Source organism: Mesorhizobium sp. B2-9-1 (assembly GCF_006439455.1).
Lineage (GTDB): Bacteria > Pseudomonadota > Alphaproteobacteria > Rhizobiales > Rhizobiaceae > Mesorhizobium.
On sequence record NZ_VFTP01000003.1, the window covers coordinates 312,852 to 335,808 of the forward strand.

20 protein-coding genes are annotated in these 22,957 nt (G+C 63.5%); 15 read left to right on the plus strand and 5 right to left on the minus strand.

Features of this window, described 5'->3' with window-relative positions; genetic code table 11:
• Positions 1 to 534: 534 nt before the first annotated feature.
• The 3 genes from FJW05_RS08830 to FJW05_RS08840 form a co-directional block, all read right to left on the minus strand.
• Positions 535 to 816 (minus strand): hypothetical protein, encoded by a 282-nt coding sequence (locus FJW05_RS08830; protein WP_140542987.1) that lies wholly within the window; start codon positions 814 to 816, stop codon positions 535 to 537.
• A gap of 90 nt (positions 817 to 906) precedes the next feature.
• Positions 907 to 1,920, minus strand: a complete 1,014-nt coding sequence (locus FJW05_RS08835; protein WP_140630463.1) for an ATP-dependent DNA ligase — start codon at positions 1,918 to 1,920, stop codon at positions 907 to 909.
• Positions 1,921 to 1,929: 9 nt separating this feature from the next.
• Positions 1,930 to 2,373, minus strand: coding sequence for a PPC domain-containing DNA-binding protein (locus FJW05_RS08840; protein ID WP_140630465.1), 444 nt, complete (start codon positions 2,371 to 2,373; stop codon positions 1,930 to 1,932).
• Positions 2,374 to 2,606: 233 nt separating this feature from the next.
• Between FJW05_RS08840 and FJW05_RS08845 the strand changes: the two genes are divergently transcribed.
• The 3 genes from FJW05_RS08845 to FJW05_RS08855 are packed head-to-tail and all read left to right on the plus strand — an operon-like array spanning position 2,607 to position 6,479.
• Positions 2,607 to 3,173 (plus strand): (2Fe-2S)-binding protein, encoded by a 567-nt coding sequence (locus FJW05_RS08845; RefSeq protein ID WP_246673293.1) that lies wholly within the window; start codon positions 2,607 to 2,609, stop codon positions 3,171 to 3,173.
• 1 nt (position 3,174) lies between these two features.
• On the plus strand, positions 3,175 to 4,197 hold the full coding sequence (locus FJW05_RS08850) for a xanthine dehydrogenase family protein subunit M (protein WP_140630470.1): 1,023 nt from the start codon (positions 3,175 to 3,177) through the stop codon (positions 4,195 to 4,197).
• Between the two features lie 2 nt (positions 4,198 to 4,199).
• A complete protein-coding gene (locus FJW05_RS08855) occupies positions 4,200 to 6,479 on the plus strand; it encodes a xanthine dehydrogenase family protein molybdopterin-binding subunit (RefSeq protein WP_140630473.1) in 2,280 nt (759 codons plus the stop codon).
• 3 nt (positions 6,480 to 6,482) lie between these two features.
• Here the strand turns inward: FJW05_RS08855 and FJW05_RS08860 are convergent, their stop codons facing one another.
• Entirely contained in the window at positions 6,483 to 7,580 is a 1,098-nt protein-coding gene (locus tag FJW05_RS08860) for an FAD-dependent monooxygenase (protein ID WP_140630475.1), read from the minus strand.
• 413 nt (positions 7,581 to 7,993) lie between these two features.
• Positions 7,994 to 10,447, minus strand: a complete 2,454-nt coding sequence (locus tag FJW05_RS08865) for a membrane-bound PQQ-dependent dehydrogenase, glucose/quinate/shikimate family (protein ID WP_140630478.1) — start codon at positions 10,445 to 10,447, stop codon at positions 7,994 to 7,996.
• 194 nt (positions 10,448 to 10,641) lie between these two features.
• Here FJW05_RS08865 and FJW05_RS08870 point away from each other — a divergent pair, with 194 nt between their 5' ends.
• The 12 genes from FJW05_RS08870 to FJW05_RS08925 are packed head-to-tail and all read left to right on the plus strand — an operon-like array spanning position 10,642 to position 22,426.
• Positions 10,642 to 11,298 (plus strand): cytochrome c3 family protein, encoded by a 657-nt coding sequence (locus FJW05_RS08870; RefSeq protein WP_140542995.1) that lies wholly within the window; start codon positions 10,642 to 10,644, stop codon positions 11,296 to 11,298.
• Positions 11,282 to 14,254, plus strand: coding sequence for a TAT-variant-translocated molybdopterin oxidoreductase (locus tag FJW05_RS08875; protein ID WP_140630480.1), 2,973 nt, complete (start codon positions 11,282 to 11,284; stop codon positions 14,252 to 14,254). The genes FJW05_RS08870 and FJW05_RS08875 overlap by 17 nt, the downstream gene beginning before the upstream one ends.
• Positions 14,247 to 15,605 (plus strand): NrfD/PsrC family molybdoenzyme membrane anchor subunit, encoded by a 1,359-nt coding sequence (gene nrfD / locus FJW05_RS08880; protein WP_140630483.1) that lies wholly within the window; start codon positions 14,247 to 14,249, stop codon positions 15,603 to 15,605. Before FJW05_RS08875 ends, nrfD begins: the two co-directional genes overlap by 8 nt.
• A complete protein-coding gene (locus FJW05_RS08885) occupies positions 15,602 to 16,129 on the plus strand; it encodes a DUF3341 domain-containing protein (RefSeq protein ID WP_140630485.1) in 528 nt (175 codons plus the stop codon). The genes nrfD and FJW05_RS08885 overlap by 4 nt, the downstream gene beginning before the upstream one ends.
• Positions 16,126 to 16,668, plus strand: coding sequence for a cytochrome c (locus FJW05_RS08890; RefSeq protein WP_140630488.1), 543 nt, complete (start codon positions 16,126 to 16,128; stop codon positions 16,666 to 16,668). Before FJW05_RS08885 ends, FJW05_RS08890 begins: the two co-directional genes overlap by 4 nt.
• A complete protein-coding gene (locus FJW05_RS08895; protein ID WP_140630490.1) occupies positions 16,665 to 17,774 on the plus strand; it encodes a hypothetical protein in 1,110 nt (369 codons plus the stop codon). The genes FJW05_RS08890 and FJW05_RS08895 overlap by 4 nt, the downstream gene beginning before the upstream one ends.
• Positions 17,767 to 18,210, plus strand: a complete 444-nt coding sequence (locus FJW05_RS08900) for a hypothetical protein (RefSeq protein ID WP_140630493.1) — start codon at positions 17,767 to 17,769, stop codon at positions 18,208 to 18,210. The genes FJW05_RS08895 and FJW05_RS08900 overlap by 8 nt, the downstream gene beginning before the upstream one ends.
• Positions 18,132 to 18,959 (plus strand): SCO family protein, encoded by an 828-nt coding sequence (locus FJW05_RS08905; RefSeq protein ID WP_140630497.1) that lies wholly within the window; start codon positions 18,132 to 18,134, stop codon positions 18,957 to 18,959. Before FJW05_RS08900 ends, FJW05_RS08905 begins: the two co-directional genes overlap by 79 nt.
• Positions 18,956 to 19,909: a cytochrome c oxidase subunit II gene (coxB, locus tag FJW05_RS08910; RefSeq protein ID WP_140630500.1), complete on the plus strand. Its 954-nt coding sequence runs from the start codon at positions 18,956 to 18,958 to the stop codon at positions 19,907 to 19,909. Before FJW05_RS08905 ends, coxB begins: the two co-directional genes overlap by 4 nt.
• Positions 19,906 to 21,549 (plus strand): cytochrome c oxidase subunit I, encoded by a 1,644-nt coding sequence (gene ctaD, locus FJW05_RS08915; RefSeq protein WP_140630503.1) that lies wholly within the window; start codon positions 19,906 to 19,908, stop codon positions 21,547 to 21,549. The genes coxB and ctaD overlap by 4 nt, the downstream gene beginning before the upstream one ends.
• The gene (locus tag FJW05_RS08920) at positions 21,546 to 22,181 is read left to right on the plus strand and encodes a cytochrome c oxidase subunit 3 (RefSeq protein ID WP_140630505.1); all 636 of its coding nucleotides are present in this window, start codon (positions 21,546 to 21,548) and stop codon (positions 22,179 to 22,181) included. The genes ctaD and FJW05_RS08920 overlap by 4 nt, the downstream gene beginning before the upstream one ends.
• Positions 22,178 to 22,426: a cytochrome C oxidase subunit IV family protein gene (locus tag FJW05_RS08925; protein ID WP_140691297.1), complete on the plus strand. Its 249-nt coding sequence runs from the start codon at positions 22,178 to 22,180 to the stop codon at positions 22,424 to 22,426. The genes FJW05_RS08920 and FJW05_RS08925 overlap by 4 nt, the downstream gene beginning before the upstream one ends.
• Positions 22,427 to 22,957 lie beyond the last annotated feature (531 nt).

Genomic DNA, 22,957 nt, shown 5'->3' on the forward strand with positions numbered 1-22,957 from the left:
CTTACGCTTGCGGTCGAGACGCTTGAGCGATTCGCGCAGTTTGTCAGGAAGCCAGCGGTTTACGTGAAACAAGGGCAAGCTGCGTAGATATCGGCGCATGGTTTCATTCGAGAATTGCCGCCTAAGAAGAGCGGCTGTGGACTTGTTGTCGCGTTTCTCGGCCATGGTTGCAGGTCAAACAGAGGCGGCTTGCTTAATCAAAAACTTGTTCCACAGTCCGTTGTTCCCCCAAGTCACAAACAGTGAAGGGTCCACTGCCGATTTGCGGCCCCTGATTTTTGAAGGGCCATGTGTAGCGATCCCACGGCCTTCTGATGTGGCGCCGCGACGGCCTTGCTCTGCTGCGATGCCTTCTCGCGCAGCCCGCGGAGCGTTGCAGGCAATAGAAGGCGGGAAAATCCCATCGCTGCTCTTACCGATGTGGCGATGCCAAAATGTCGGGACGCGAACTGGCCGACAAAAGTGAAGCTGGTCCAGCCGTCCTCAAAGGTGCTCTACACCGCCGGCCATACAACAACGGCAGGCTAGCTTTCGCTATGCTTCGTCAAAACGACTGCCTTCCTTGGAAGGATCCCGCGACAGCACACGTTCTTCCTCATCGTCGGGCAAGGCTTCGTCGCTCTCCTGATAGGGGTTGTCGTCATCCTCTTCGGGGAGGACGCCTTGTGCTTCGGCATCGTCCTCCGGATCGCCGTTTATGGCGACGCTGCCAGGCGGCACCCGACCATTATCAAGAGCGTCCCAGTCCTGTTGTTCGATGCCGGGAGCTTCGGTTTCATCCCGCCTTGCGGCTCGCTGCTTGTCGCGCGGATCCATTTTCCTGTCTCCAAGATAGGTGCGTTCGTGACGCGGGGCTGTTCTAAAGACAAACCGTTTGAGGGGGTCGGTTGTTCCGGATGGGCGCTGCTACGAGATCTGCTCGAACGTGCATTGTCGCGGCGCTTTTTCGGGCCGCCAGCGAATGAATCGAGTGCCATGCCGGAAACGCTCGCCGGTGACGTGGTCGAAGCGGACTTCCACGACCAGTTCCGGCCGCAACGGCTCCCATTCGCCACTGCGCTCCGTGCTCCACCGGCTCGGCCCACCCGGCGCCTTGCCGGTGAAGCCGGGCCCGCCACGCAGCGCCTCCAACTTCTTCGTGAGCGTGGCTCGTTCCTCGTTGGCGATTGTCGAGGTAAAACCGACATGGTCAAGCAAGCCCCGCTCATTGTAGAGGCCGAGCAATAGCGATCCGACCTGTGATTTGCCGTTCAGATAACGGAAGCCGCCGACCACGCAGTCGGCAGTACGCAGCCGCTTGACCTTGATCATCGCGCGCTCGCCCGGGTGATAAGGATCGTTCAGCCGTTTGGCGACGACGCCGTCGGTAGAGCCATGCCCGGCGCCTTCCAGCCATCGCCTGGCGGTCGCGAAACTCGTGGTGCGGGGCGAGAGCTGAAGAGCGTCGGTGTTTGCTTGCGCGACGAAGTCTTCAATTGCCGTGCGCCTTTGCGTCAATGCGGCTTCGAGCAGCGATTTGCCGCCCGGCGCGACCAGCATATCAAACAGGATCAGTCGCGCCGGCGTTTCCGCGCTCAGCTTGCGAATGCGGCTCTCGGCCGGATGAAGCCGCATCTGCAGGGCGTCGAAGGACGCGGCGCCGCCGATCTCGATGACGATTTCGCCGTCGACCACGAAATCCTTGGCTTCGAGGTTTTGCATCATTGCCGTCAGTTCGGGAAAGTAACGCCCAAGCGGCTTGCCCGACTTCGCCCTGAGATCGACCGCATTGCGATTCTTGAAAGCGAGGCAGCGAAACCCATCCCATTTCGGTTCGAACTGCCAGATGCCTTTGTCCTGCGGCAGTGCTTCGTCGATCCGAGCCTCCATTGGGGATGTATCGAGGGGGAGAGGAAACGCGTCGGTCGCGGCCGCTGCCATCGTCCGCCCTCAGGCGTCGAGGTCGATCAAGGCGATGCCAAGGCCGGGGCGTTTGGTGCGCCGCAGGTGAACGGGCGATTCCGTCACCGTGACTTCGAGCGTAGGCTTGACGATGCCTTCAACAAGGTGGCCGCCGCGCGTCGACCCGTCGCTTAGACCCAGGACGGCATGGATATGCAGGCTCGGTCTGCTGCTGTCGTCGACCGCGATGTCGCCAATGGCGCTCAGAACCTCGCATTGTTGGCCGACCGGGATCTTGCGGTAAGATTTCGAGCCAAAGTCGAACCAGGCGACGGTTGCCTTCTCGAATGCGCCGATCGCGGTCAGCGAGGCGCCGGCAATTCCTTGCTCGCCGGCGAAGTCGGACAGGGCAGCAAATGCTTCCTCGCCTGGATCCAGCACGACCACGAATGTCCTTTGTCCAGACGTCTGCGCGACCAGTTTCGATTTCATATCGGCCCGCCATCAGCGTTGGTGTTGGCCGTAGAACTCGAAGCCGGCATGCATGTTCCCGCATGGTGAACATCTTCGAAGGATCACACTTCTGTGAGGCCTAGGATCCCGCGCGGACTAGGTCGGAACAATGGCCTGCATGAGTGGTTAGGCCCCGATGAGCAGCCAGCCAGGAGCGAGCCATGTCCCAGCCTTCCCTCCCATCCACGCTTGGCCTCAGCCGGCGAAACTTCATGACAGGCACGGTCTCGGCCGCCGCGGCACCATTGCTCGTTTCATCGGCCAAAGCCGAAGCGCCTGCCGCCGCTGGCGCAGAACTTCGCGAGCCAGTGGTGACGTCGATGCGGATCAACAAGCAGGCTTATGAGCTGTCGCTCGACACCAGAACCAGCCTGCTTGACGCGTTGCGAGATCATGTCGGGTTAACCGGCACCAAGAAGGGTTGCGACCATGGACAGTGCGGGGCGTGCACGGTTCTCGTCGACGGCAAACGTGTGCTCTCCTGTCTCAGTTTCGCGGTGATGAATGCCGGCAAGGATGTGACGACCGTCGAGGGGCTGGCATCCAGCGACGGTAAGCTGCATCCGATGCAGCAGGCCTTCATCGACCACGATGCGTTCCAGTGCGGCTACTGCACGCCGGGCCAAATCCTGTCGGCCATTGGTTGCATCAATGAAGGGCACGCAAAATCCGAAGACGACATCCGCGACTATATGAGCGGCAATATCTGCCGTTGCGCCGCCTATCCAAACATTGTCGCTGCCGTCCTGCAGGCACGCGATCAGATGAAGGGAGCCTGATATGCGTCCCTTCGTCTACGAACAGCCGACCGACATCTCCGCGGCCGTCGCGATCGCATCCCGCTTCACGACCGAGGACGACCAGCCGACGCGAGCGAATGCGCAGTTCATCGCCGGGGGCACCAACCTTGCCGATTATATGAAGCTCGGCGTTGCCGAGCCGAACCGGCTGGTCGACCTCAACCGGCTCAAGGATCCAGGCCTCAGGCAAATCCGGGTGACCGACGAGGGCATCCGCTTCGGCGCCCTGGTGCGTATGGGCGAGGCTGCAGATCACGCCGAGCTCAAGCATGGCTATCCCGTTATTGCCGACAGCTTGCGGCTGGCCGCAAGCGGCCAGATCCGCAACATGGCAAGTCTCGCCGGCAATGTCCTGCAACGCACGCGCTGCGAATATTTTCGCGAGACATCCTGGCACTGCAACAAGCGCGTGCCAGGATCGGGCTGCGCTGCGATGGAGGGTTTCAACCGGCAGCATGCGGTGCTGGGCGGCAGCGATGCCTGCATCGCGACCTATCACGGCGACTTTGCCCAGGCGCTGATCGCGCTCGACGCTGTCGTGCGTGCCGAGGGCTCGCGTGGGGCGCGAAAGATACCGCTCGCCAAGCTGCATCGCCAGCCGCGCGATACGCCTGAGATCGAGACCGATCTCGCTGCTGACGAGATCATCACCGCCATAGAAGTGCCGGCTGTGCCATGGGCCCGGCGCTCGCTTTATCTGAAGATCCGAGACCGCGAATCCTACGCGTTCGCGCTGGCTTCGGCGGCCGTTGCGCTCGACCTGGACGGCGACAACGTTCGCGAGGCGCGCATTGCCCTGGGCGGCGTGGCGACCGTGCCCTGGCGCGCCAAAGCGGCGGAGGAAGCCCTGCAAGGAAAGACGCTCGACGAGGCTTCGGCGGGAACGGCGGCGGATGCCGCCTTCGCCGGGGCCGAGCCGCGCCAGCACAACGCATTCAAGATCGAGCTCGGCAAGCGAACGCTGGTGCGCGCGCTGCTCGAAACCCGCGACATGAAGGTGTGACCATGGACACTGCCGCTCCGAGACCGAAAGAGAACCAGGGCCAACCGCTGCCGCGCGTCGATGCACGGCTTAAGGTCACCGGGCAGGCGCACTACCCCGCCGACCTGCCGACCGCCAACATCGCCTACGGCGCGCTGGCCACCAGCAGTATTGCCAAGGGCAAGGTGGCCAAGCTTCATCTCGACGACGCCCGTGCCGTGCCCGGGTTGCTCGACATCGTCACGTATGGCGACATGGACAACGTCGAGAAGCCGAAATTCGGCAATTCCGGCGCCACCTCGATCGGGCCGCTGCATGACCGGACGATCTTCCACGACGGCCAGATCATCGCGCTCGCGGTTGCCGAGACATTCGAGGCGGCCGAAGAGGCGGCGCAGTTGATCCGCGCCGAGTATGATGCGGAGACGCCCACGGCGAGCTTCGACAGTCCGGGCACGGCGACCATTCCCGCCGCCGGCAAGAGTCCCCTGTTCAAGGAAGACGTGAAGGCCGGCGACTTCGATGCCGCCTATAGAGAGGCCGCGGTGAAGATCGACGCGCGCTATTCGACGCCCACGCAGCACCATAATCCGATCGAGCTGTTCTCGACCACCGCCTTCTGGCAGGGCGACCAACTGATCGTCCACGAGCCCTCGCAAAACGTGACCGGCTGGAAGGTCGAGCTTGCCAGGCAATTGAAGATCGATCCCGCAAAGGTGCGCATCGTCAGCCCCTTCATCGGCGGCGCCTTCGGATCCAAGGGACCGATGACGCCGCGCACCGCCATCGTCGCGGTTGCCGCCAGGCGGCTCGGCCGACCGGTGCGTTGCGTGACCAGCCGGATGCAGGCCTTCGGCACCCAGACCTACAGGGCGGAGACAAGGCACCGCATCCGGATCGGCGCCGGCAAGGACGGCCGCATCACTGCCTTCGCGCATGAGGGCTGGGAGGTCACCTCGCGGCCGGACTCCTATGTCGTGGGCGGCACGTCGGCCACCGGCCGCATGTATGGCTATGGCTCGGTGCTGACACATGTCTCGCTGGTGCAAGCGGACCGCAATACTCCCGGCTACATGCGCTCGCCGCCCGAGACCCCTTATGTCTATGCGTTGGAAAACGCCATGGACGAAATGGCGGTGGCGCTTGGCATGGACCCGGTGGAATTCCGCCGGATAAATGAACCGAAAACAGAGCCGATCGGCAAAAAGCCGTTCTCCAGCCGCTCGCTGATCCAGTGCTATGACCAGGCGGCCGAGGCTTTTGGCTGGGCGAAGCGGGACGCGAAAGTAGGAGCGATGCGCGACGGCGACTGGCTGGTCGGCATGGGCTGCGCGACGGCGATCTATCCAACCGCGGTCGCGCCATGCGCGGCGCGGGTGCGCCTGACCGTCGATGGCGATGTGCGGCTGCAATGCGGTTCGCACGAGATCGGAACCGGCGTGCGCACCGTAGCCGGTCAGATGGCGTCGGAACGTCTCGGCGTCAGCATCGATCGGATCAGCGTCGAGATGGGCGACAGCAGCCTGCCTCCCGCTCCTGTCTCGGGGGGCTCGATCTCCACCGCGAGCGTCTGCTCGGCAGTGCTGAAGGCCTGCGATGCCATCCGCGCCAAGCTCTATGCCGGCGCGACCGCCGAGGGCGGTCCGCTGGCGGGCTCTCATAACGAGGAACTCGACCTCGCCGACGGAAAGATCGTGGCCAAGGGCGGCGCTTCGGCAAAGGTCGAAGATGTCCTGAAGACCATGCAGGTTGGAGCAATCGAGGAATACGCCGAGTTCGCGCCCAAGGGTGCGACGCCCGAAGCGCTGAAGAAGCTCTATGCCGGCATGCCGGAATTCCACGGTGGCGAGCAGGATGAGGATTCGGTGAAATACGCCTTCGGCGCCGAGTTCGTCGAAGCCCGCATCAACCGCTACACGAGGGAAATCCGGGTGCCGCGCATCGTCGGCGCGTTCGCGGCCGGGCGCATCATGAACACGCGCACCGCGCGCAGCCAGCTGATGGGCGGCATGATCTGGGGCATCGGCCAGGCGCTGCATGAAGCGACGGAAGTCGACAGCCGCTATGCCCGCTATGTCAACCGCGACCTGCAGGACTATCTCGTGCCGGTGAATGCCGACATCAGGGACCTGCAGGTGATCCTGGTTCCGGAAGTCGACCACGCGGTCAACCCTGCCGGCGTGAAGGGCTTGGGCGAACTGGGCAATGTCGGCACGGCCGCGGCTGTTGCCAGCGCAGTCTACCATGCCACCGGCAAACGCATCCGCGATTTGCCGATCAGGATCGAGCAACTTCTCGTTTGAGGTCTATTCCTTCAATCCGGCCACGCGCTCGAGCAAAGGCCTTTGCAGGAAGGGAACGGCGCCAATCGTCAACATGACGAGGTTCCTGAATGTCTGGACGAAGCTGTTGGTCGACTGCGCCGTGGACAAAATACGTTCGCTCAACTCGATCCAGCGACGCCCTACCGGTCGACGCTCATCCGTGTAGCCCGCAAGCGTGCCGTCGTCGAAACGCCGGGCGAAGCAAGCCGCGTCCTCGATACCGAGATTCATGCCGCGCGCGCCAAGCGGCGAATGGACATGCGCGGCATCGCCGCCCAAGAAGACGCGGGCGGCCTGATAGCGGACCGCCTGCTTTGCCGGAATGTGAAAATGGTCGGTCCGCAGCACCTTCGCTACGCGATAATCGCCAGGCACACGCGCCAACGCATCGGGCGTGTTGGATACCGAGCGAAAGCGATTGTCGCCGACCGGTATGATGAAGCCGACGTCGCCGTCACGATGCAGGAATGCCTGCGCCGCGCCCGGCTCATAAGGCCAGGATGCTATCTCGGCGTCGGTGATGCTCCATTGCCGCCTGTGCGTGTAGCCTTCGAATGCGATGCCCGACAATTTGCGGACCGAGCTGTCGGCGCCGTCGGCCCCAAAGACGATGTCGAAGCTTCGCCTTTCCTCCTCTTCACCGTTTCGCCTGGTCCGAACCTCCATTTTGTCGGCCTGCTGGGTGAGGCCGACCAGCTCAGTGTGCCATTCCACGTCGACGCCGAATGCCGCGACCGTCTCCGCCATGATCTTTTCGGTGTCGCGCTGCGGCAACGACAGCAGGAAATTATAGCGGTGCGGCAGCAGCGAGAAGTCGATTGTGAGGAGTTCACGGGCTTCTGCATGGAAATGCGCATGGCGGACCTTGAGTCCCTCGGCGAGCAGCTTCCTGCTCACCCCCGACGCTTCGAGGACATCGAGGCTGTGCGAACTGATGCCCACGGCTTTGCTGAGCGGCGTGGGCCCATCCTTCTTGTCTATGACGCGGGGACGGGCGCCTCGTCGCGCAAGCTCCAGCGCGGCGGTCAGTCCCGTCGGGCCGGCGCCGACGATGAGGATGGAAGCTTCTTCTCGGGGCACGACCGTGACCTTTCCCAATTGTCTACACGGGTGCGGCACTTGTCGACGATATAATCAGGACGGAACGCTTTGCGCGATGAGAGGTTGCGCGCCGATCAGGCTTTGCGACCATCTGCCTTTAGCGAAAGGACGCTTTTCGCCCGGTCGTGCCTGGAACTGTTTTATCCCACGCCGGTTTGAGTGTGGGCCGACCTGACTGCAACAGGGCAGAGTGACGTTCATGTTTCACCTTGGCGTGTGGATGCTGCCCATGGCGGGCATCCCTCTGATCCTCATTCTGATCTGGATGTATTTCCTCGCCCGGCGCCGAAACCGGCGACCGGCGGAGCGGAAGGATGGTCCGTCACAGCCGACGGGGCAGGGTTGCGACGACTTGGAGCGCTGAAGCCTTTAGCCTAGCTGACCGATCTCCGTCACCCGGCCGGCAACGCATAGGCAATGACTTCGTCGCCGACCTTGGTTTCCATGAAGTGGTGGCCGCCGGGCGCGATGACGACATACTGCCTACCGTCGACCTCATAGGTCATCGGCGTCGTCTGGCCGCCGGCAGGAAGATCGGCCTGCCACACCTCCTTGCCGGTCTTGATGTCGATGGCGCGCAGCTTGTTGTCGGTGGTCGCGGCAATGAAGATCAGGCCGCCGGCCGTCACCAGCGGACCGCCATTGTTCGGCGTCCCGATGGTGAGCGGCAGCATCGAGGGAATGCCGAACGGGCCGTTGTTGTTGGCGCTGCCGAGCGGCTCGTCCCATAGGGTCCGGCCCGTCTTGAGGTCGATGGCGCGGATATGACCATAGGGCGGCTTTGAGCAGAGAAGGCCCGTAGACAGGCGCCAGCCCGCATTGACCGCGATCGCGTATGGCGATCCGGCCTGCGGGTCGCCGATGTCCTTCACCTTTTTCGGACTGCCGCCCTTGTCGATCGGTTTGAAGCCCATCTCGTCCGCCTTCTTGCGCGGAATGAGCTGGTCGTAGTTCGGCATGTCGTTGTAGTTGGCGATCAGCATGCCGCTGTCGGTGTCGACGGCGATGCTGCCCCAGTCCGAGCCGCCATTGTAGCCGGGATATTGGATGAACGGCCGGTCGACCGTCGGCGGCGTGTACTCGCCCTGATAGGAGGCGCGATGGAACTGGATGCGGCAATAGAGCTGATCCAGCGGGCTCATACCCCACATGTCCTTTTCGGTGAGCACGGGCTGGTCGAGATGCGCGTAGCCGGAATAGGGCTGCGTCTTGGAAAGCTTGTCCGGCTCGACCCCGCCCGAGGGCACCTTGCGCTCCTCGACAGGGAAGAGCGGCTTTCCGGTCTTGCGGTCGAGCACGTAGATCTGGCCTTGCTTGCTGGGCACGATGATGGCCGGGACCTTGCCGGTGACGGTCGGGAAATCGACCAGCGTCGGCTGCGAGCCTAAGTCGTAGTCCCAAAGATCGTGATGCACGGTCTGGAAATGCCACACCGGCTTGCCTGTTGTCACATCGACGGCGACGATCGAGGAGTTGTATTGGTTTTCGAAATCCTTGCGGTCGACGCCGTAATAGTCGACTGCGGCATTGCCGAGCGGCAGGTAGACATAGCCGAGCTGCGGATCGGCGGCGGCGACGGTCCACATGTTCGGCGTGCCGCGGAAGTAGGTGTCTCCGGCGGGCGGCGCGCCGGTGCGATCGGGATGGCCCATATCCCAGGCCCAGGCGAGCTTGCCGGTGATGGCGTCATAGCCGCGGATGACGCCTGAGGGCGCATTCTCGGCCTGGCCGTCCTTGACCTGCGCGCCCACCACGGCGATGCCGCGCACGATCGTCGGCGGCGCGGTGATAGAGTACCAGCCGGGCACCGTTTCGCCGATGCCCTGGTTGAGATCGACGCTGCCTTGCTGGCCGAAATCCGAGCAGGGTTTTCCCGTCCTGGCATCGATGGCGATTAGCCGGGCGTCCAGCGTTCCGAAGATGATCCTCGTGGCACAGGCCTGATCGGCATTCGCACCCGGAACCGCGAAATAAGCGACGCTCCGGCAACTCGCGCCGTAGGGTATGGCGTTATCGGGCACTTTTGGGTCGTAGCGCCATTCTTCCTTGCCGTTGCGTGCATCGGCGGAGATGACGATGTCCTTGGCCGAGCAGGCATAGAGATGGCCGCCAACTTCCAACGGCGTGTTCTCTGGCGAATAGAGGTCCTTGGTTGCGCCATTCGGCATGTCGCCGGTGTGGAACGACCAGGCGCGGGTGAGCTTGGAGACATTCGCCGCCGTTATCTGGTTCAGCGGCGAATAGCGCGTCCCCAGTTCCGAGCCGCCATAGACGGGCCAGTCATTGCCGGCCTGGTGGATCGCTGTGTCTTGCGAGGCGGGCGCGCTGGCCGTTGCAGGTGGCGCTGGGGCCGCCGGTGCGGCCGGCTGTGACTGAGCCGCGGCATTGAAGTGGGAAAAGCTGAAGGCGCCTAGGGCAATGAGCGGCAGGAGCAAGCTTGTCGCATAGGCGGCATTCCGGCTGCCTCGGCTGCCCATATCGCGGAACGCCGGAAGGGCAAGCAGGACAAAGACGAGGATGACAGTCGGGGCGAGCACACGCGGCATCAGGGCCCAGCCGTCGAAACCCACCTCCCAATAGGCCCAGGCGAGCGTGGCGAGCCAGGTCAGCACGTATAGCCAGACGCCGGCCATGTTTCCCGCCAACAGCAGGATGCCCGCGAGCAGCAACGCGATGCCGGCCGGCAGATAATACCACGAGCCCCCAAGCGCGACCAACCATGCGCCGCCGCCGCCGATTAGCAGGCCGAGGATGACCAACAGGATGCCGACCAGCGCTCTCCACCAGAAAGCGACACCGCGACGGCGCACAGGGCGATGAGAGTTGTTTGCAGCGGTGTTGGTCATGGCATTTTCCAGCGTGAAACAGATCGTGATATCTGGCGAACGCATGGGAGCGGCCGTGGTTGCGGATTAAATCCGCGACCCGTTTCCGGTTGCAGTCACCATTCTGTGATTCCGCCACGGGTTCGGAACCTTGGCGGCGAAAGCACCGTTAGGTGTCGTCAACTCTGGGTGCCTTCAGCAGAATCGGCGAGGGGATGCCGCAAATCTTCTCGAAACACGCCAATGGCGTTGCGCGCTTTGTCATCTGGGGAAGTTTTGCCGTTCTGCTGATCGCCGCCGCGATCGGGACAATCCTTCCCCGTTCGGACCTGGTTACGGGAGTAGGTGAGCCATTGGCGCAGCCGGTGCCGTTCAGTCACAAGCACCATGTCGGCCAGCTCGGCATCGACTGCCGCTATTGCCACAATGGCGTCGAGACCTCGTCTTCGGCGGGTTTGCCGGCGACCGAAGTTTGCATGACCTGCCATTCGCAGCTTTTCACCAATGCCGACATGCTGGCACCGGTCCGCGCAAGCCTGGCTGGCGGCAAGCCGATCGAATGGCAGCGCGTCAACAGCGTGCCCGATTTCGTCTTCTTCAATCATGCGATCCACATCAACAAAGGTGTCGCCTGCGAGACCTGTCATGGCGAGGTCGACGAGATGCCGCTGACGATGCGGGCGCGCACACTGAGCATGGAGTGGTGCCTCGGCTGCCATCGCAATCCGGAGCCGAATTTACGTCCCCCGCAGGACGTGTTCCTGATGCACTGGCAGCCGCCTGCCGACATCGATGAGATCAGGCGGCAGCTGATCGGCATGCTCGACATCCACCCCGAGACGATGACGGATTGCTATGTCTGCCATCGCTGACAAGCCTGGTTCCGCCATCGACATCGAGGCTCTGCGCAAGCGGCTGGCGCATGGCGGCGAAATATGGCGCAGCCTCGACGAGGTCGCCGGCACCGCCGAATTCCGTCGCTTTGTCGAGGCCGAGTTCCCGGCGATCGCGGAACGCCTGCCGGCGAAGCCGAACCGGCGGACGCTGCTGAAGCTGATGGGCGCCTCGCTGTCGCTTGCCGGGCTGGCCGCCTGCAGCAGGGCGGAAAAAATCGTGCCCTATGTGCGCCAGCCGGAAATCCTGGTCCCAGGCAAGCCTGTCTACTATGCGACGACGCTGTCGAGTGACGGCTTCGGTATCGGCGCCATCGTCGAAAGCCATGAAGGGCGGCCGACCAAGATCGAGGGCAATCCGGATCATCCGGCCTCGCGCGGCGCCGCCGACGCCGTGATGCAGGCAGCCGTGCTGACGCTGTTCGATCCCGACCGTTCACGCGCGCCACTCAAGGATGGCCAGCCGGCATCGTATGGCGATTTCCTGAAGGCAATGGCGGGGCTCGTTTCGCGATGGACGGTATCGCAAGGGCAGGGCGGAGCCTTGCTGGTTGAAGCGACCACCTCGCCGACGCTCGCGGCGCAGCTGGATGCGCTGCGGACACGCTATCCGCGGCTGAAACTCTATCGTCATGATTCGTTGGCGACGCCGGCCGCGGGGGAGGCGTCGCGTGCCCTGTTCGGGTCGGCGCTGACGCCGGTCTATCGCTTTGACCGCGCCGATACGATCGTCAGCCTCGACGCCGATTTCCTCGGCGAAGGACCAGGACGGCTCGCCTATGCGCGCGACTTTGCTGCGCGGCGACGTGTACGCGATCCATCCGACCGGATGAGCCGGCTTTATGCGGTGGAGTCGACGCCGACAATCACTGGGGCCGCCGCCGATCACCGGGTTGCGATCAAGCCAAGCGACGTCGAAGCCGTGGCTGCCGGATTGAACGCGGCGTTGACCGGCCAAACCGGAGCTTCCGGCTCGCCGGTCGACCCGGCGTGGATGGCGGCGCTGGTCGACGACTTGAGCGCGGCGGGCCGCAATGCGCTGGCCATCGCAGGGACGCAGCAGAGCGCCTTCATTCAAGCGGTCGCACTTGCCGCCAATGCGAAGCTTGGCGCGTTTGGCAACACAGTCGAGCTGATCGAGCCGCCGGATGCGCTGCATGTCGATGGCGACCTGGAGGCGATGTGCCAAGCGATTGGCCACGAGGCGATAGACACCGTCGTGGCGCTGGGCGCAAACCCGCTGCACACCGCGCCTGCAGGCCTCGATGTGCGCGAGGCGTTCTCCAGCCTGAAGCTGCTGGTCCATCACGGCCTCTATCGCGACGAGACGGCGTTCCTGGCGCATTGGCATTTATCGGCTGCGCACGAGCTCGAAAGCTGGAGCGACATCCGCGCCCATGACGGCAGCACCTCGCTGGTCCAGCCGCTGATCAAACCGCTTTACGACGGCAAGACCGTACACGAGCTTCTTGCCGCGCTTGGCGGCGAGTTCGAGGCCGATCCGTTTTTGCTTATCCGGCAGCATTGGGCGCAGCTCGATGATGATGCCTGGCGAAAGGCCCTGCGCGACGGAGTCATGGCGGACAGTGCTGCCAAGCCGGTATCCGTCACAGTGCCGCCGGACCTGGCAGGACTGAAGCCGGCAGCAATGGCAGGCAACGGCATCGATGTCCGCTTCGTCGCGGATCCCTGGCTGCGCGATGGGCGTTACGCCAACGCCTCATGGCTGCAGGAACTGCCGCGACCCTTGACGAAGATTGTGTGGGGCAACGCCGCGCTCGTCTCGCCCGCCACCGCCGAGCGACTGAAGGTCGGAAATGGCGAGGTCGTCAATGTCGCTTCCAATGGGGCGGCCATCGATGCACCTGCCTGGATCATGCCCGGTCATCCGGACGAAACGATAACGCTATCCTTCGGCTTCGGGCGAAAGCTAGGTTCCGTTGCTGCGCTATCGCAAGGCTACGACGCCTTCCAATTACGTCGTGGTTCGGAATGGTTTGCCACCGGCGCGGCCATCGCGCCCCGCAAGAACAGCGTGCGCGTCATCACCACGCAGCATCACCAGGCGATGGAAGGCCGAGCCATCGTGCGCCATGCGTCTCTCAATGCATTCCGACAGAACCCGGATTTCGTGCGCATGAATGCGCCGCCGGCGCCAACGGAATCGCTCTATCCCGACTGGCCTTACGATCAGGAAGCCTGGGCGATGGCGATCGACCTCTCGGCCTGCATCGGCTGCATGGCTTGCGTCTCGGCCTGCCAGGCGGAGAACAACATCGCGCCGGTCGGGCCGGAGGAATGCGAGCGCGGCCACGAGATGCACTGGCTGCGGGTCGACCGCTACTATGCCGGACCGGTCGATGCGCCCGACACTTTCTTCCAGCCGGTGCCCTGCATGCATTGCGAGAAGGCGCCGTGCGAAGTGGTGTGCCCGGTCAACGCCACCGTGCACACGCATGACGGGCTGAATGCGCAGGTCTACAACCGCTGCATCGGCACGCGCTACTGCTCGCAGAATTGCCCCTACAAGGTGCGGCGCTTCAACTTCCTCGATCATCAATCCTTCGACAAGGAGGAGGCAGGTCCGGAGCAGGGCGTGCACAATCCGAATGTCAGCGTGCGCTCGCGCGGGGTGATGGAGAAATGCACCTATTGCGTCCAGCGCATCAGCGCCAAGCGCATCCAGGCGCAGATCGAGAACCGCGACATCGCCGATGGCGAAGTGGTCACCGCCTGTCAGCAGGCCTGCCCGACCCAGGCCATCACCTTCGGCGATCGCAACAAGAAAGATGCAAAGGTCGTTCGCGAGAAAAGCGCGCCGCAGAATTACGCGCTGCTGGAGGAGCTGAATACACGGCCGCGCACCACCTATCTCGGCAAGATTTCCAATCCGAACGGCAAGCTTGCCAAGCCGGGCGAGGCGACTGATGGCTGAAGCGAGCGCGAACAGCCCGGCCGTCCTGCGCGGCCGTCACGATTTTCCCGAGATCAGCGGGCGCATCGGTTCGATCGTGCTCAGCGGCCGCCTGCCGCGCCATTTCTGGACTGCGTTCTTGCTCTGCTTCCTGCTGGTTTTGCTGCTGCTCTATTCGATCACCTATCTCATTGCGGTCGGCGTTGGCGGCCTCGGCATCAACATGCCGGTGGTCTGGGGCACGATGATCTCCAATTTCGTCTGGTGGATCGGCATCGGTCACGCCGGCACGCTGATCTCGGCGGTGCTGTTGCTGCTGCGCCAACCCTGGCGCGCCTCGATCAACCGCTTTGCCGAGGCCATGACGCTGTTTGCCGTCGCCATGGCCGGCCTGTTTCCCATCCTGCATCTTGGGCGACCGTGGTTCTTCTACTGGCTGCTGCCGCTGCCCAATGTGCATATGCACTGGCCGCAATGGCGCAGCCCGCTGGTCTGGGACTTCGCGGCGATCGCCACTTACGCGACCGTCTCGCTGCTGTTCTGGTATATGGGGCTGCTGCCCGACCTGGCAGTGCTGCGCGACCGCGCTAGGTCGAGACCGGCGCAGCTCTTCTATGGCATATTGGCGCTCGGCTGGCGCGGCTCGGCCTATCATTGGGCGCGCTACCAGGTCGTCTATTTCCTGCTCGCGGCGCTCGCCACGCCGCTGGTCGTTTCGGTGCATTCGATCGTTTCGCTCGATTTCACCTTCGCGATCACGCCCGGCTATCACTCGACGATCTTCCCGCCCTATTTCGTCGCCGGCGCGCTGCTCTCCGGTTTCGCCATGGTGCTCACCATCGCCATCCCATTGCGGTGGGCCTTCTCGGTCAAGGACCTGATCACGCTCCGGCACATGGACAATGCCGCCAAGTTGATGATCGCCGCCGGCATGGTCGTCGCCTATGGCTATGTCTCGGAAGCGTTCTTCGCCTGGTATTCGGGCGAGCCTTACGAACGCACCATGATGGCGCAGCGCGCGCTGGGTCCCTATGCGCCGCTGTTCTGGATCATGCTGAGCCTGAACTGCGGCGTGCTGCAATTGCTGTGGTTCAGACGCATCCGCCGCAACATGCCGCTGCTGTTCGCGATCGCCGTCGCCATCAATGTCGGCATGTGGATCGAGCGCTACATCATCGTCGTGACGGGGCCGAGCCGCGACTACCTGCCGTCTGACTGGGGCGAGCAGTCGCTGGCCTGGCTGGATTTCGGCATCCTGTTCGGCTCGATCGGCACCTTCTTCGCGCTCGTCTTTCTGTTCATCCGCATCCTGCCGGCGATCACCATCTTCGAGGTCGAGGAACTGGCCGAAGAGGAGGGCAAGATCCGATGAGCCTCTACGGCCTCATGGCGGTGTTTGCCGGTCCCGAAGCGCTCATCGCGGCGGCGCGCGGCATGCGCGAGCGCGGCTATCGGCGCATGGATGCGTTCTCGCCGTTTCCGATGAAGGAACTGGAACGGATATTGGAGATCCCGAAGACGCGCCTGCCCTGGGCCGTGCTCGCCGGCGGCATTGCCGGCGCGGCTCTCGTTTATGCTCTGATCTGGTACTCTGTCGAAATCGATTATCCCATCAATGTCGGCGGCCGGCCGCTGCATTCCTGGCCGCCTTTCGTCATCATCGCCTTCGAGGCCGGCATTCTCGGCGCCGCTTTCGCGGGCTTCCTGGGTGTGCTCGCGGCCAATGGGCTGCCCCGCTATCACCATCCGGTCTTCAACGCCGAGAGCTTCAGCTACACGCGCGGCGGCAAGTTCTATCTGCTGATCGAAGCGGCCGATCCCAAATACCGCAAAGGCGTGACCAGGGGCCAGCTGACGCGGCTCGGCGCCGAGCTGGTCGAGGAGGTCGAGGCGTGAGCCGCCTCGGCCTCACGCTAATGTCGGGTGCGCTGGCCGTGGCCGGCTGCCGGCAGGATATGGAGGACCAGCCGCGCTATGATCCGCTGGAGGCGAGCAACCAGTTCGCCGACGGCATGTCGGCACGGACGCCCGTTACAGGAACGGTGGCGCGCGACGCCGATCTGACGCCGGTGCCGGACAGAATCCCTTATCCGATCACGATCGAGCTGCTGCAGCGCGGACGACAGCGTTTCGACATCTTCTGCTCACCCTGCCACGGCCGCACCGGCGATGGTCACGGCATGATCGTCCAGCGCGGCTTTCCGGCGCCGCCGAGCTACCACCAGGAAGCGCTGCGCAAGGCCTCGGACCGTCACTTCTACGACGTCATCACCAACGGCTACGGCGCCATGTATTCTTATGCGGCCAGGGTGCCGCCGCAGGACCGCTGGGCGATCGTCGCCTATATCCGCGCTCTGCAATATTCGCGCGACGCTCCAGTCGCCGAACTTCCGCAAAGCATGCGCGCGCGGCTCGAAGCGGAGGCCTCGCCATGAGCCGCCTCGAGCAGGGTTTTGCGGTCACAGGTATCGCGGGATTTGTTCTCTGCGGTCTAGGCGCATCGCTCGATGCCAAAGCGATGCTGGGCGCCTGGCTCGCGGCAGCTCTCTTCGCGCTCAGCCTGCCGCTCGGCGCGCTGACCATATTGATGGTGCACGGGCTGACCGGCGGGCGCTGGGGAGAAGCGGTCCGCCAGCCGCTCCGCACCATGACGGCCCTGCTGCCGCTGGCGTTGGTGTCCCTCGTGCCTGTCCTGATAAGGCTCGACCTCGTCTTTCCGTGGGCCGCCGCCGACACAGCGAAGCTGCCGGAGACCGTCCGTGAAAAGCTTGCCTATCTCAACCTGCCGTTCTTCTTGCTGCGCTTTGCGGTTTGCGCGGCGATCTGGCTCGTCCTTACCTGGATAGTGCTCGGCACGACCGAGGCCAATTCGAATGAACTCAACGGCAAGAAATTCGCCCTTGGCCTTGTTCTCCATGCGCTTGCCGTCAGCGTCTTTGCCATCGACTGGATGCTTTCGATCGAGCCGGAATTCACCTCGACCATCTACGCGCTTTGTGAAGCCGCCGCCGAGGTTGTCGGAGCTTTCGCCTTGGCGATCCTGGTGCTGGCGGCAAGGCGGGCGGTGGAGGTCATGCCCGGCGGCGAGGAAGATGTCGCGCTCAGCGAGGATCTTGCCAACATGCTGCTCGGGTTCGTGCTGACCTGGATCTACCTCATGTTCATGCAGTGGGTCGTCGTCTGGGGCGGCGACTTGCCCGACGAAATCCGCTGGTACGGCGTGCGCTCCACGGGCAGCTGGCTTTATCTTCTTTGGCTGCTGATTGCCTTGCACGTCTCGGCTTTCGCAGGCCTGCTCAGCCGAAGGATGAAGCGCAGCCATCGCGGCCTTGTCTGGCTCGCCACTGTCGCCCTGGCCGGCCATTTCATCGACGTTTTCTGGCGAACCCGGCCACCGCTCTTTGCCGGCGGCCCGCTGGTGTTGTGGCATGATGCGGTCGCCTGGATGGGATTGGGCGGGCTGTGGCTCGCGCTGTTCCTTTTCCTGCTCCGCCGGCCAGACAGGATCGTCTGGTGGAAACGGGAGGTCGCCCATGGCTAAGGCGCGCCGTCACCCCGAAACGCGCGATGTCCAGCCGCGGGTGCTGCTCGCCTTCGGCGGCGGGCTGTTGCTGTTCATCGCCTTAGCCGCGATCGGCGTGAAGCTCGTCTTCAACACCGCGCCGACCTGGCTGCAGCTGCCAGCCAACGTCAGTCCGAAAAGCCCTGATCTGCAGACCGCACCAAAGCATGATCTGGCCGCTTTCCGCGCCGAAGAGGATCGCCAGCTCAAGACGCTTGGCTGGGTCGATCGCAATGCCGGCATCGCGCGCATCCCGATCGATGATGCCATGTGGGCGGTGGTCAGCCACGGCCTGCCGGATTGGTCGCGACCGACGGCAGCGGCCACGGAGCCTGATTGCGCCCTGCTCACGGCGGCGGTTCCCCGTGCGCCGCAGGCCCGGAATTGCCAACAGCAGCGTGGGGCAGGGCGATGAAAAGCTTGTTGGCCGCGCTTTGCCTGCTCGTTGCCGGCGCGGCCCTTGCCGCCGAGCGACCGAGCTTCGATCCGAAGCTCGGCGTGCAGCTCAGCCTTGAGCGAGAATTGGTCGATACAAGCGGCCGGAAGCTGACGCTTGGCGAGACGCTCGGCGGGCGTCCGGCGCTTGTCATCTTCGGCTACGATAAATGCCCGAACCTTTGTGGCGTCACCCAGCAGGCCGTCGCGTCCGACCTGAAGAAGACATCGCTTCGCCCTGCAGATTATCGCGCGCTGTTCATCTCGATCAACCCCGATGAGACCTCCGCCGATGCCGCAGCGGCGCGGGATGACATCGCTTCCGCCGCTGGCCCGGCGGGATTGTCCGCCTGGCGTTTTCTGACCAGCAGCGAGAGCGCCGGCGCGGCGCTCGCCAACGAGGCCGGGATCACTTTCGACCGGCGCAAAGACATCGATCAGTTCGTGCATCCGATCGCGGTTATCGCGCTCACACCGTCGGGCCGAATTTCGCAGGTATTGCCGGCGCTGACCTTTACGCCGCGCGATCTTGAGCTTGCACTGGTCGAGGCATCGGCCAACAAACTTGGCTCGATCGCGGATCACATCTTCCTGCTCTGCGCAGGATTCGACAGTTCGAAGGGCCAGTACACGCCAGCTATCTGGGCGGCGCTGAAAGTGGCCGGCCTGGCAACGGTGCTGGGCCTGGGAGCGACGGTGATCTGGCAAATGCGCGGGAGGGCAAGGTGAGCTTCGGCGTTCCCTTCTTCCCACAGGAAGCCTCGTCGGAAGCCGGCCATGTCGATGCGCTGTTCTACACGCTGCTCATTTTCTCAGCCGTGCTCGGGCTGGCGCTCACCGGCCTCGTCGTCGGCTACGCGGTGAAATACCGCGTCGGGTCGCCGGCGGATCGCACCGGACAGCGTTCCCGCAACATATGGCTGGAAACAAGTTGGACCATCGCCAGCCTGATCATTGCCTTCATCTTCTTCGGCTGGGGCGCGACGCTTTTCGTTCGCCGCGATCATCCGCCGGCGGACGCGCTGGAGATCACGGGGCTGGGCAAACAATGGATGTGGGAGTTCAGGCAACCCGGCGGCCAGCGCGAGATCAACGAGTTGCACGTTCCGGTCGGCAAACCGGTTGTCGTGTCGCTTGCCTCGCAGGACGTCATCCACTCCTTCTACGTGCCGGCGTTCCGCATCAAGCAGGACGCGGTGCCTGGACGCACGACCCATATCTGGTTCACTGCCACCGAGCCTGGCCGCTACCACCTGTTCTGCGCCCAATATTGCGGCACTCAGCATTCCGAAATGGGCGGCTGGGTGACCGTGATGGCGCCCGAGCAATATGCCGCGTGGCTGAACAGCCAGGGCGAAGGCGAGACGCTTGCCGCAAGCGGCGAGAAATTGTTTCGTGCGCTTGGCTGCTCCGGCTGCCATGGCGCGAGCAGCAAGGTGAGGGCGCCGTCGCTCGACGGCATCTTCGGCCGGCCGGTGGCGCTCGACAATCAGCAGACGGTGACCGCCGACGAGCGTTACCTGCGCGACTCCATTCTCAACCCGAAGAAGGAAATCGCGGCGGGCTACGAGCCGGTCATGCCGAGCTTCGATGGCCTGATCGATGAAGGCGAGCTGCAGATGCTGCTCGCCTATCTGAAATCGCTTTCGCCACAACCAACGGCTGGAGCCAAGCCATGAGCAACGCGGCGATGCAGGGTACATATCTCGGCGAAGGCAGCGGCCTGCGGGCATGGCTTCTCACCACCGACCATAAGCGCGTCGCATGGCTCTATCTCGTCTCGCTGACGGCGTTCTTCTTCCTGGGCGGCGCGATGGCGGTGCTGATGCGGATCGAGCTGGCGACGCCAGCCGGCGATCTCGTCTCCGACGATGTCTACAACCGGCTGTTCTCGCTGCACGGCATCATCATGGTCTGGTTCTTCCTGGTGCCGTCGATCCCGGCGACCATGGGCAATTTCCTTTTGCCGCTGATGATCGGCGCGCGCGATCTCGCTTTCCCGCGGCTTAACCTCGCCAGCTGGTACGTCTTCATTTTCGGCAGCCTGTTCGCGCTGTTTGCAGTGGCGGCCGGCGGCGTCGATACCGGCTGGACCTTCTACACGCCGCTGTCGACGCTCTATGCCAACGGCTTCGTCTCGACCGCCGCGTTCGGCGTCTTCATCGTCGGCTTCTCGACGATCATGACCGGCATCAACTTCATCGTCAGCGTGCACACGCTGCGCGCGCCGGGGCTCACCTGGTTCCGACTGCCGATTTTCGTCTGGACGCTCTACGCCACCAGCCTGGTGATGGTGCTGGCAACCCCGGTGCTCGCCGCATCGCTGATCCTGATCGTGCTGGAGCGCGTGTTCGGCATCGGCATCTTCAATCCCGATCTCGGCGGCGATCCGCTGCTCTTCCAGCATCTCTTCTGGTTCTACTCGCACCCTGCGGTCTACATCATGATCCTGCCCGGCATGGGTGTGGTGTCGGAGGTGCTGCCCTGTTTCAGCCGCCGGCCGCTGTTCGGCTACAAGGCGGTGGCGATGTCGTCGATGGCGATCGCGGTCTTCGGCTTCCTGGTCTGGGGCCACCACATGTTCGTCAGCGGGCAGTCGGCCTATGCCGGCGTGGTGTTCTCGTTCCTGTCCTTCTGCGTCGCGATCCCGTCGGCGATCAAGGTCTTCAACTGGAGCCTGACGCTGCGCAAGGGCGAGATCAGCTTCGAGACACCGATGCTTTACGCGCTGTTCTTCCTGGCGCTGTTCACCTTCGGCGGGCTGGCGGGGCTGTTCCTTGCGGCGTTGGCGGTCGATGTCCATGTCCACGACACCTACTTCGTCATCGCGCATTTCCACTACATCATGGTCGGCGGCATGGTGACGGCGTACATGGCGGGCCTGCATTTCTGGTGGCCGAAATTGACCGGCCGCATGTATTCGGAAATCGCAGGGCGTATAGCGGCGACCGTCACTTTCGTCGGCTTCAACCTGACCTTCTTTCCGCAATATGTGCTGGGCTTCGACGGCATGCCCCGGCGCTATCATACCTATCCGCCGGAGTTCCAGTTCTGGAACGTATTGTCCTCGGGCGGCGCGGTGGTGCTGGCGATCGGCTATTTGATGCCCTTGTTCTACCTCGGCTGGTCGCTGTTTCGCGGCGCTCGCGCGCCCGACAATCCGTGGAACGCCACCGGGCTCGAATGGCAGACGAGCTCGCCGCCGCCGCCGCATAATTTCGAGACCATGCCGATCGTGACGCGACCGGCCTATGCCTACGACATGAAGGGGCTCGAGCACGAGCGCTTCAGCCCACACCGGGAGGAAGCGGCGCGATGAGCGGTACCGAAAGCATCGCATTCGACACGCCCCAGCGCGAACGGCGCGCCGACAATTTTGCCATGTGGGTGTTCATCGGATCCGAAGCGATGCTGTTCGGCGCGATTTTCCTTGTCTTTCTGGTCGCCCATATCGATTTCGGCCCTGCTTTCGCGGCGGCTTCCAAGCATCTTTCGCTGCCGCTCGGCACCTTCAACACGGCCGTGCTGATCACCAGCAGCTTCACCATGGCGCTGGCGCACAGGTTCACGCTGCAGAGACGTTGGCACGCTACCGTTTGGGCGTTGGCCGCGACCTCGGCGCTGGGTGTCTGCTTCCTGGTTGTGAAGGGGATCGAATACGGCAAGGAGATCAGCGAAGGACTGGCGCCGGTCCTGGACCTGCCGTTCCGCTATGCAGGACCAGATCCCGTCCACGCCCAGCTTTTCTTCGGCCTTTATTTCGCGATGACCTCGCTGCATGCGCTGCACCTGATCGGCGGCATCGTCGTCATCGCCGGCATGATCGCGTTATGGCGGCGATGCAGCCCTGCCAACCGATTGCGCCGGGTGGTTGCCGTCGGCCTCTACTGGCACTTCGTCGACGTCATCTGGGTGTTCATGTTCCCTGTCCTTTACCTGATCAACCGATGAGCGAACTGCGCAAACTCACCTTCGGCTATCTCGGGCTGCTCGCGCTGCTGGCGCTGACGGTGGCTTCCTCCTTCCTCGATCTCGGCGGCTTCAATGTCGCCCTCAACCTGGCGATCGCGGCCGCGAAGGCGGTGCTGATCGCCCTGCTGTTCATGCATCTGACAGGCACCTTGCCGCGGCTCGCCGTCGCGGCAGCCGGGCTTTGGCTCGTCATCCTTTTCGGGCTGACGCTGATCGGGCGATAGGAGAGCGGGATCAATCGCCAGCGGGCACGCCGAATTTGCCCGCCGATGATTGGGACTGAGGTCCTGTCATCAAGGCGCAACAGGCCCAGCATTAACATGTGATCTTGCTCATAGTCTTCGGGCAGCATGATTGCGAATGAGGGACACGTCATTGGAGGTGAGCGATGCCCCTGTCCGCGGCGCTGAATGATGCCGACTTGGAATTCAAGTGCTTGGAATGTGACCATGCCTTCAAAAGGAAAGGGTCGTGGTTCAAGGTGATCTCGACCTTCAAATGTGAGGGCTGCGGAGCTGCGAACCGCATCGGGTATGCCGACAAATTGGCGTTGTTCGAAAAGCACTCAGCACCGTTTGGCTGATCGCAAGCCCGACCGCGAAAGGCGGCTCGACAACTCGCCCGCTGGAGTGGCGTTGGTTGAACCGCCGCGCCTAGTCGACCTCCGGAGAAATCGGCCCGGTATTTTCGTATTCGCTGTTCAATAAGCGAGCGGCCCGGCACGAGAACGGGGGAGCCCACGGGCCGAGCCTGAC

Coding starts and splice junctions, on each gene's coding strand:
- FJW05_RS08830 (WP_140542987.1), bottom strand. CDS start 816: ATGGATCCGCGCGACAAGCAGCGAGCCGCAAGGCGGGATGAAACCGAA.
- FJW05_RS08835 (WP_140630463.1), bottom strand. CDS start 1,920: ATGGCAGCGGCCGCGACCGACGCGTTTCCTCTCCCCCTCGATACATCC.
- FJW05_RS08840 (WP_140630465.1), bottom strand. CDS start 2,373: ATGAAATCGAAACTGGTCGCGCAGACGTCTGGACAAAGGACATTCGTG.
- FJW05_RS08845 (WP_246673293.1), top strand. CDS start 2,607: ATGACAGGCACGGTCTCGGCCGCCGCGGCACCATTGCTCGTTTCATCG.
- FJW05_RS08850 (WP_140630470.1), top strand. CDS start 3,175: ATGCGTCCCTTCGTCTACGAACAGCCGACCGACATCTCCGCGGCCGTC.
- FJW05_RS08855 (WP_140630473.1), top strand. CDS start 4,200: ATGGACACTGCCGCTCCGAGACCGAAAGAGAACCAGGGCCAACCGCTG.
- FJW05_RS08865 (WP_140630478.1), bottom strand. CDS start 10,447: ATGACCAACACCGCTGCAAACAACTCTCATCGCCCTGTGCGCCGTCGC.
- FJW05_RS08870 (WP_140542995.1), top strand. CDS start 10,642: ATGCCGCAAATCTTCTCGAAACACGCCAATGGCGTTGCGCGCTTTGTC.
- FJW05_RS08875 (WP_140630480.1), top strand. CDS start 11,282: ATGTCTGCCATCGCTGACAAGCCTGGTTCCGCCATCGACATCGAGGCT.
- nrfD (WP_140630483.1), top strand. CDS start 14,247: ATGGCTGAAGCGAGCGCGAACAGCCCGGCCGTCCTGCGCGGCCGTCAC.
- FJW05_RS08885 (WP_140630485.1), top strand. CDS start 15,602: ATGAGCCTCTACGGCCTCATGGCGGTGTTTGCCGGTCCCGAAGCGCTC.
- FJW05_RS08895 (WP_140630490.1), top strand. CDS start 16,665: ATGAGCCGCCTCGAGCAGGGTTTTGCGGTCACAGGTATCGCGGGATTT.
- FJW05_RS08900 (WP_140630493.1), top strand. CDS start 17,767: ATGGCTAAGGCGCGCCGTCACCCCGAAACGCGCGATGTCCAGCCGCGG.
- ctaD (WP_140630503.1), top strand. CDS start 19,906: ATGAGCAACGCGGCGATGCAGGGTACATATCTCGGCGAAGGCAGCGGC.
- FJW05_RS08920 (WP_140630505.1), top strand. CDS start 21,546: ATGAGCGGTACCGAAAGCATCGCATTCGACACGCCCCAGCGCGAACGG.
- FJW05_RS08925 (WP_140691297.1), top strand. CDS start 22,178: ATGAGCGAACTGCGCAAACTCACCTTCGGCTATCTCGGGCTGCTCGCG.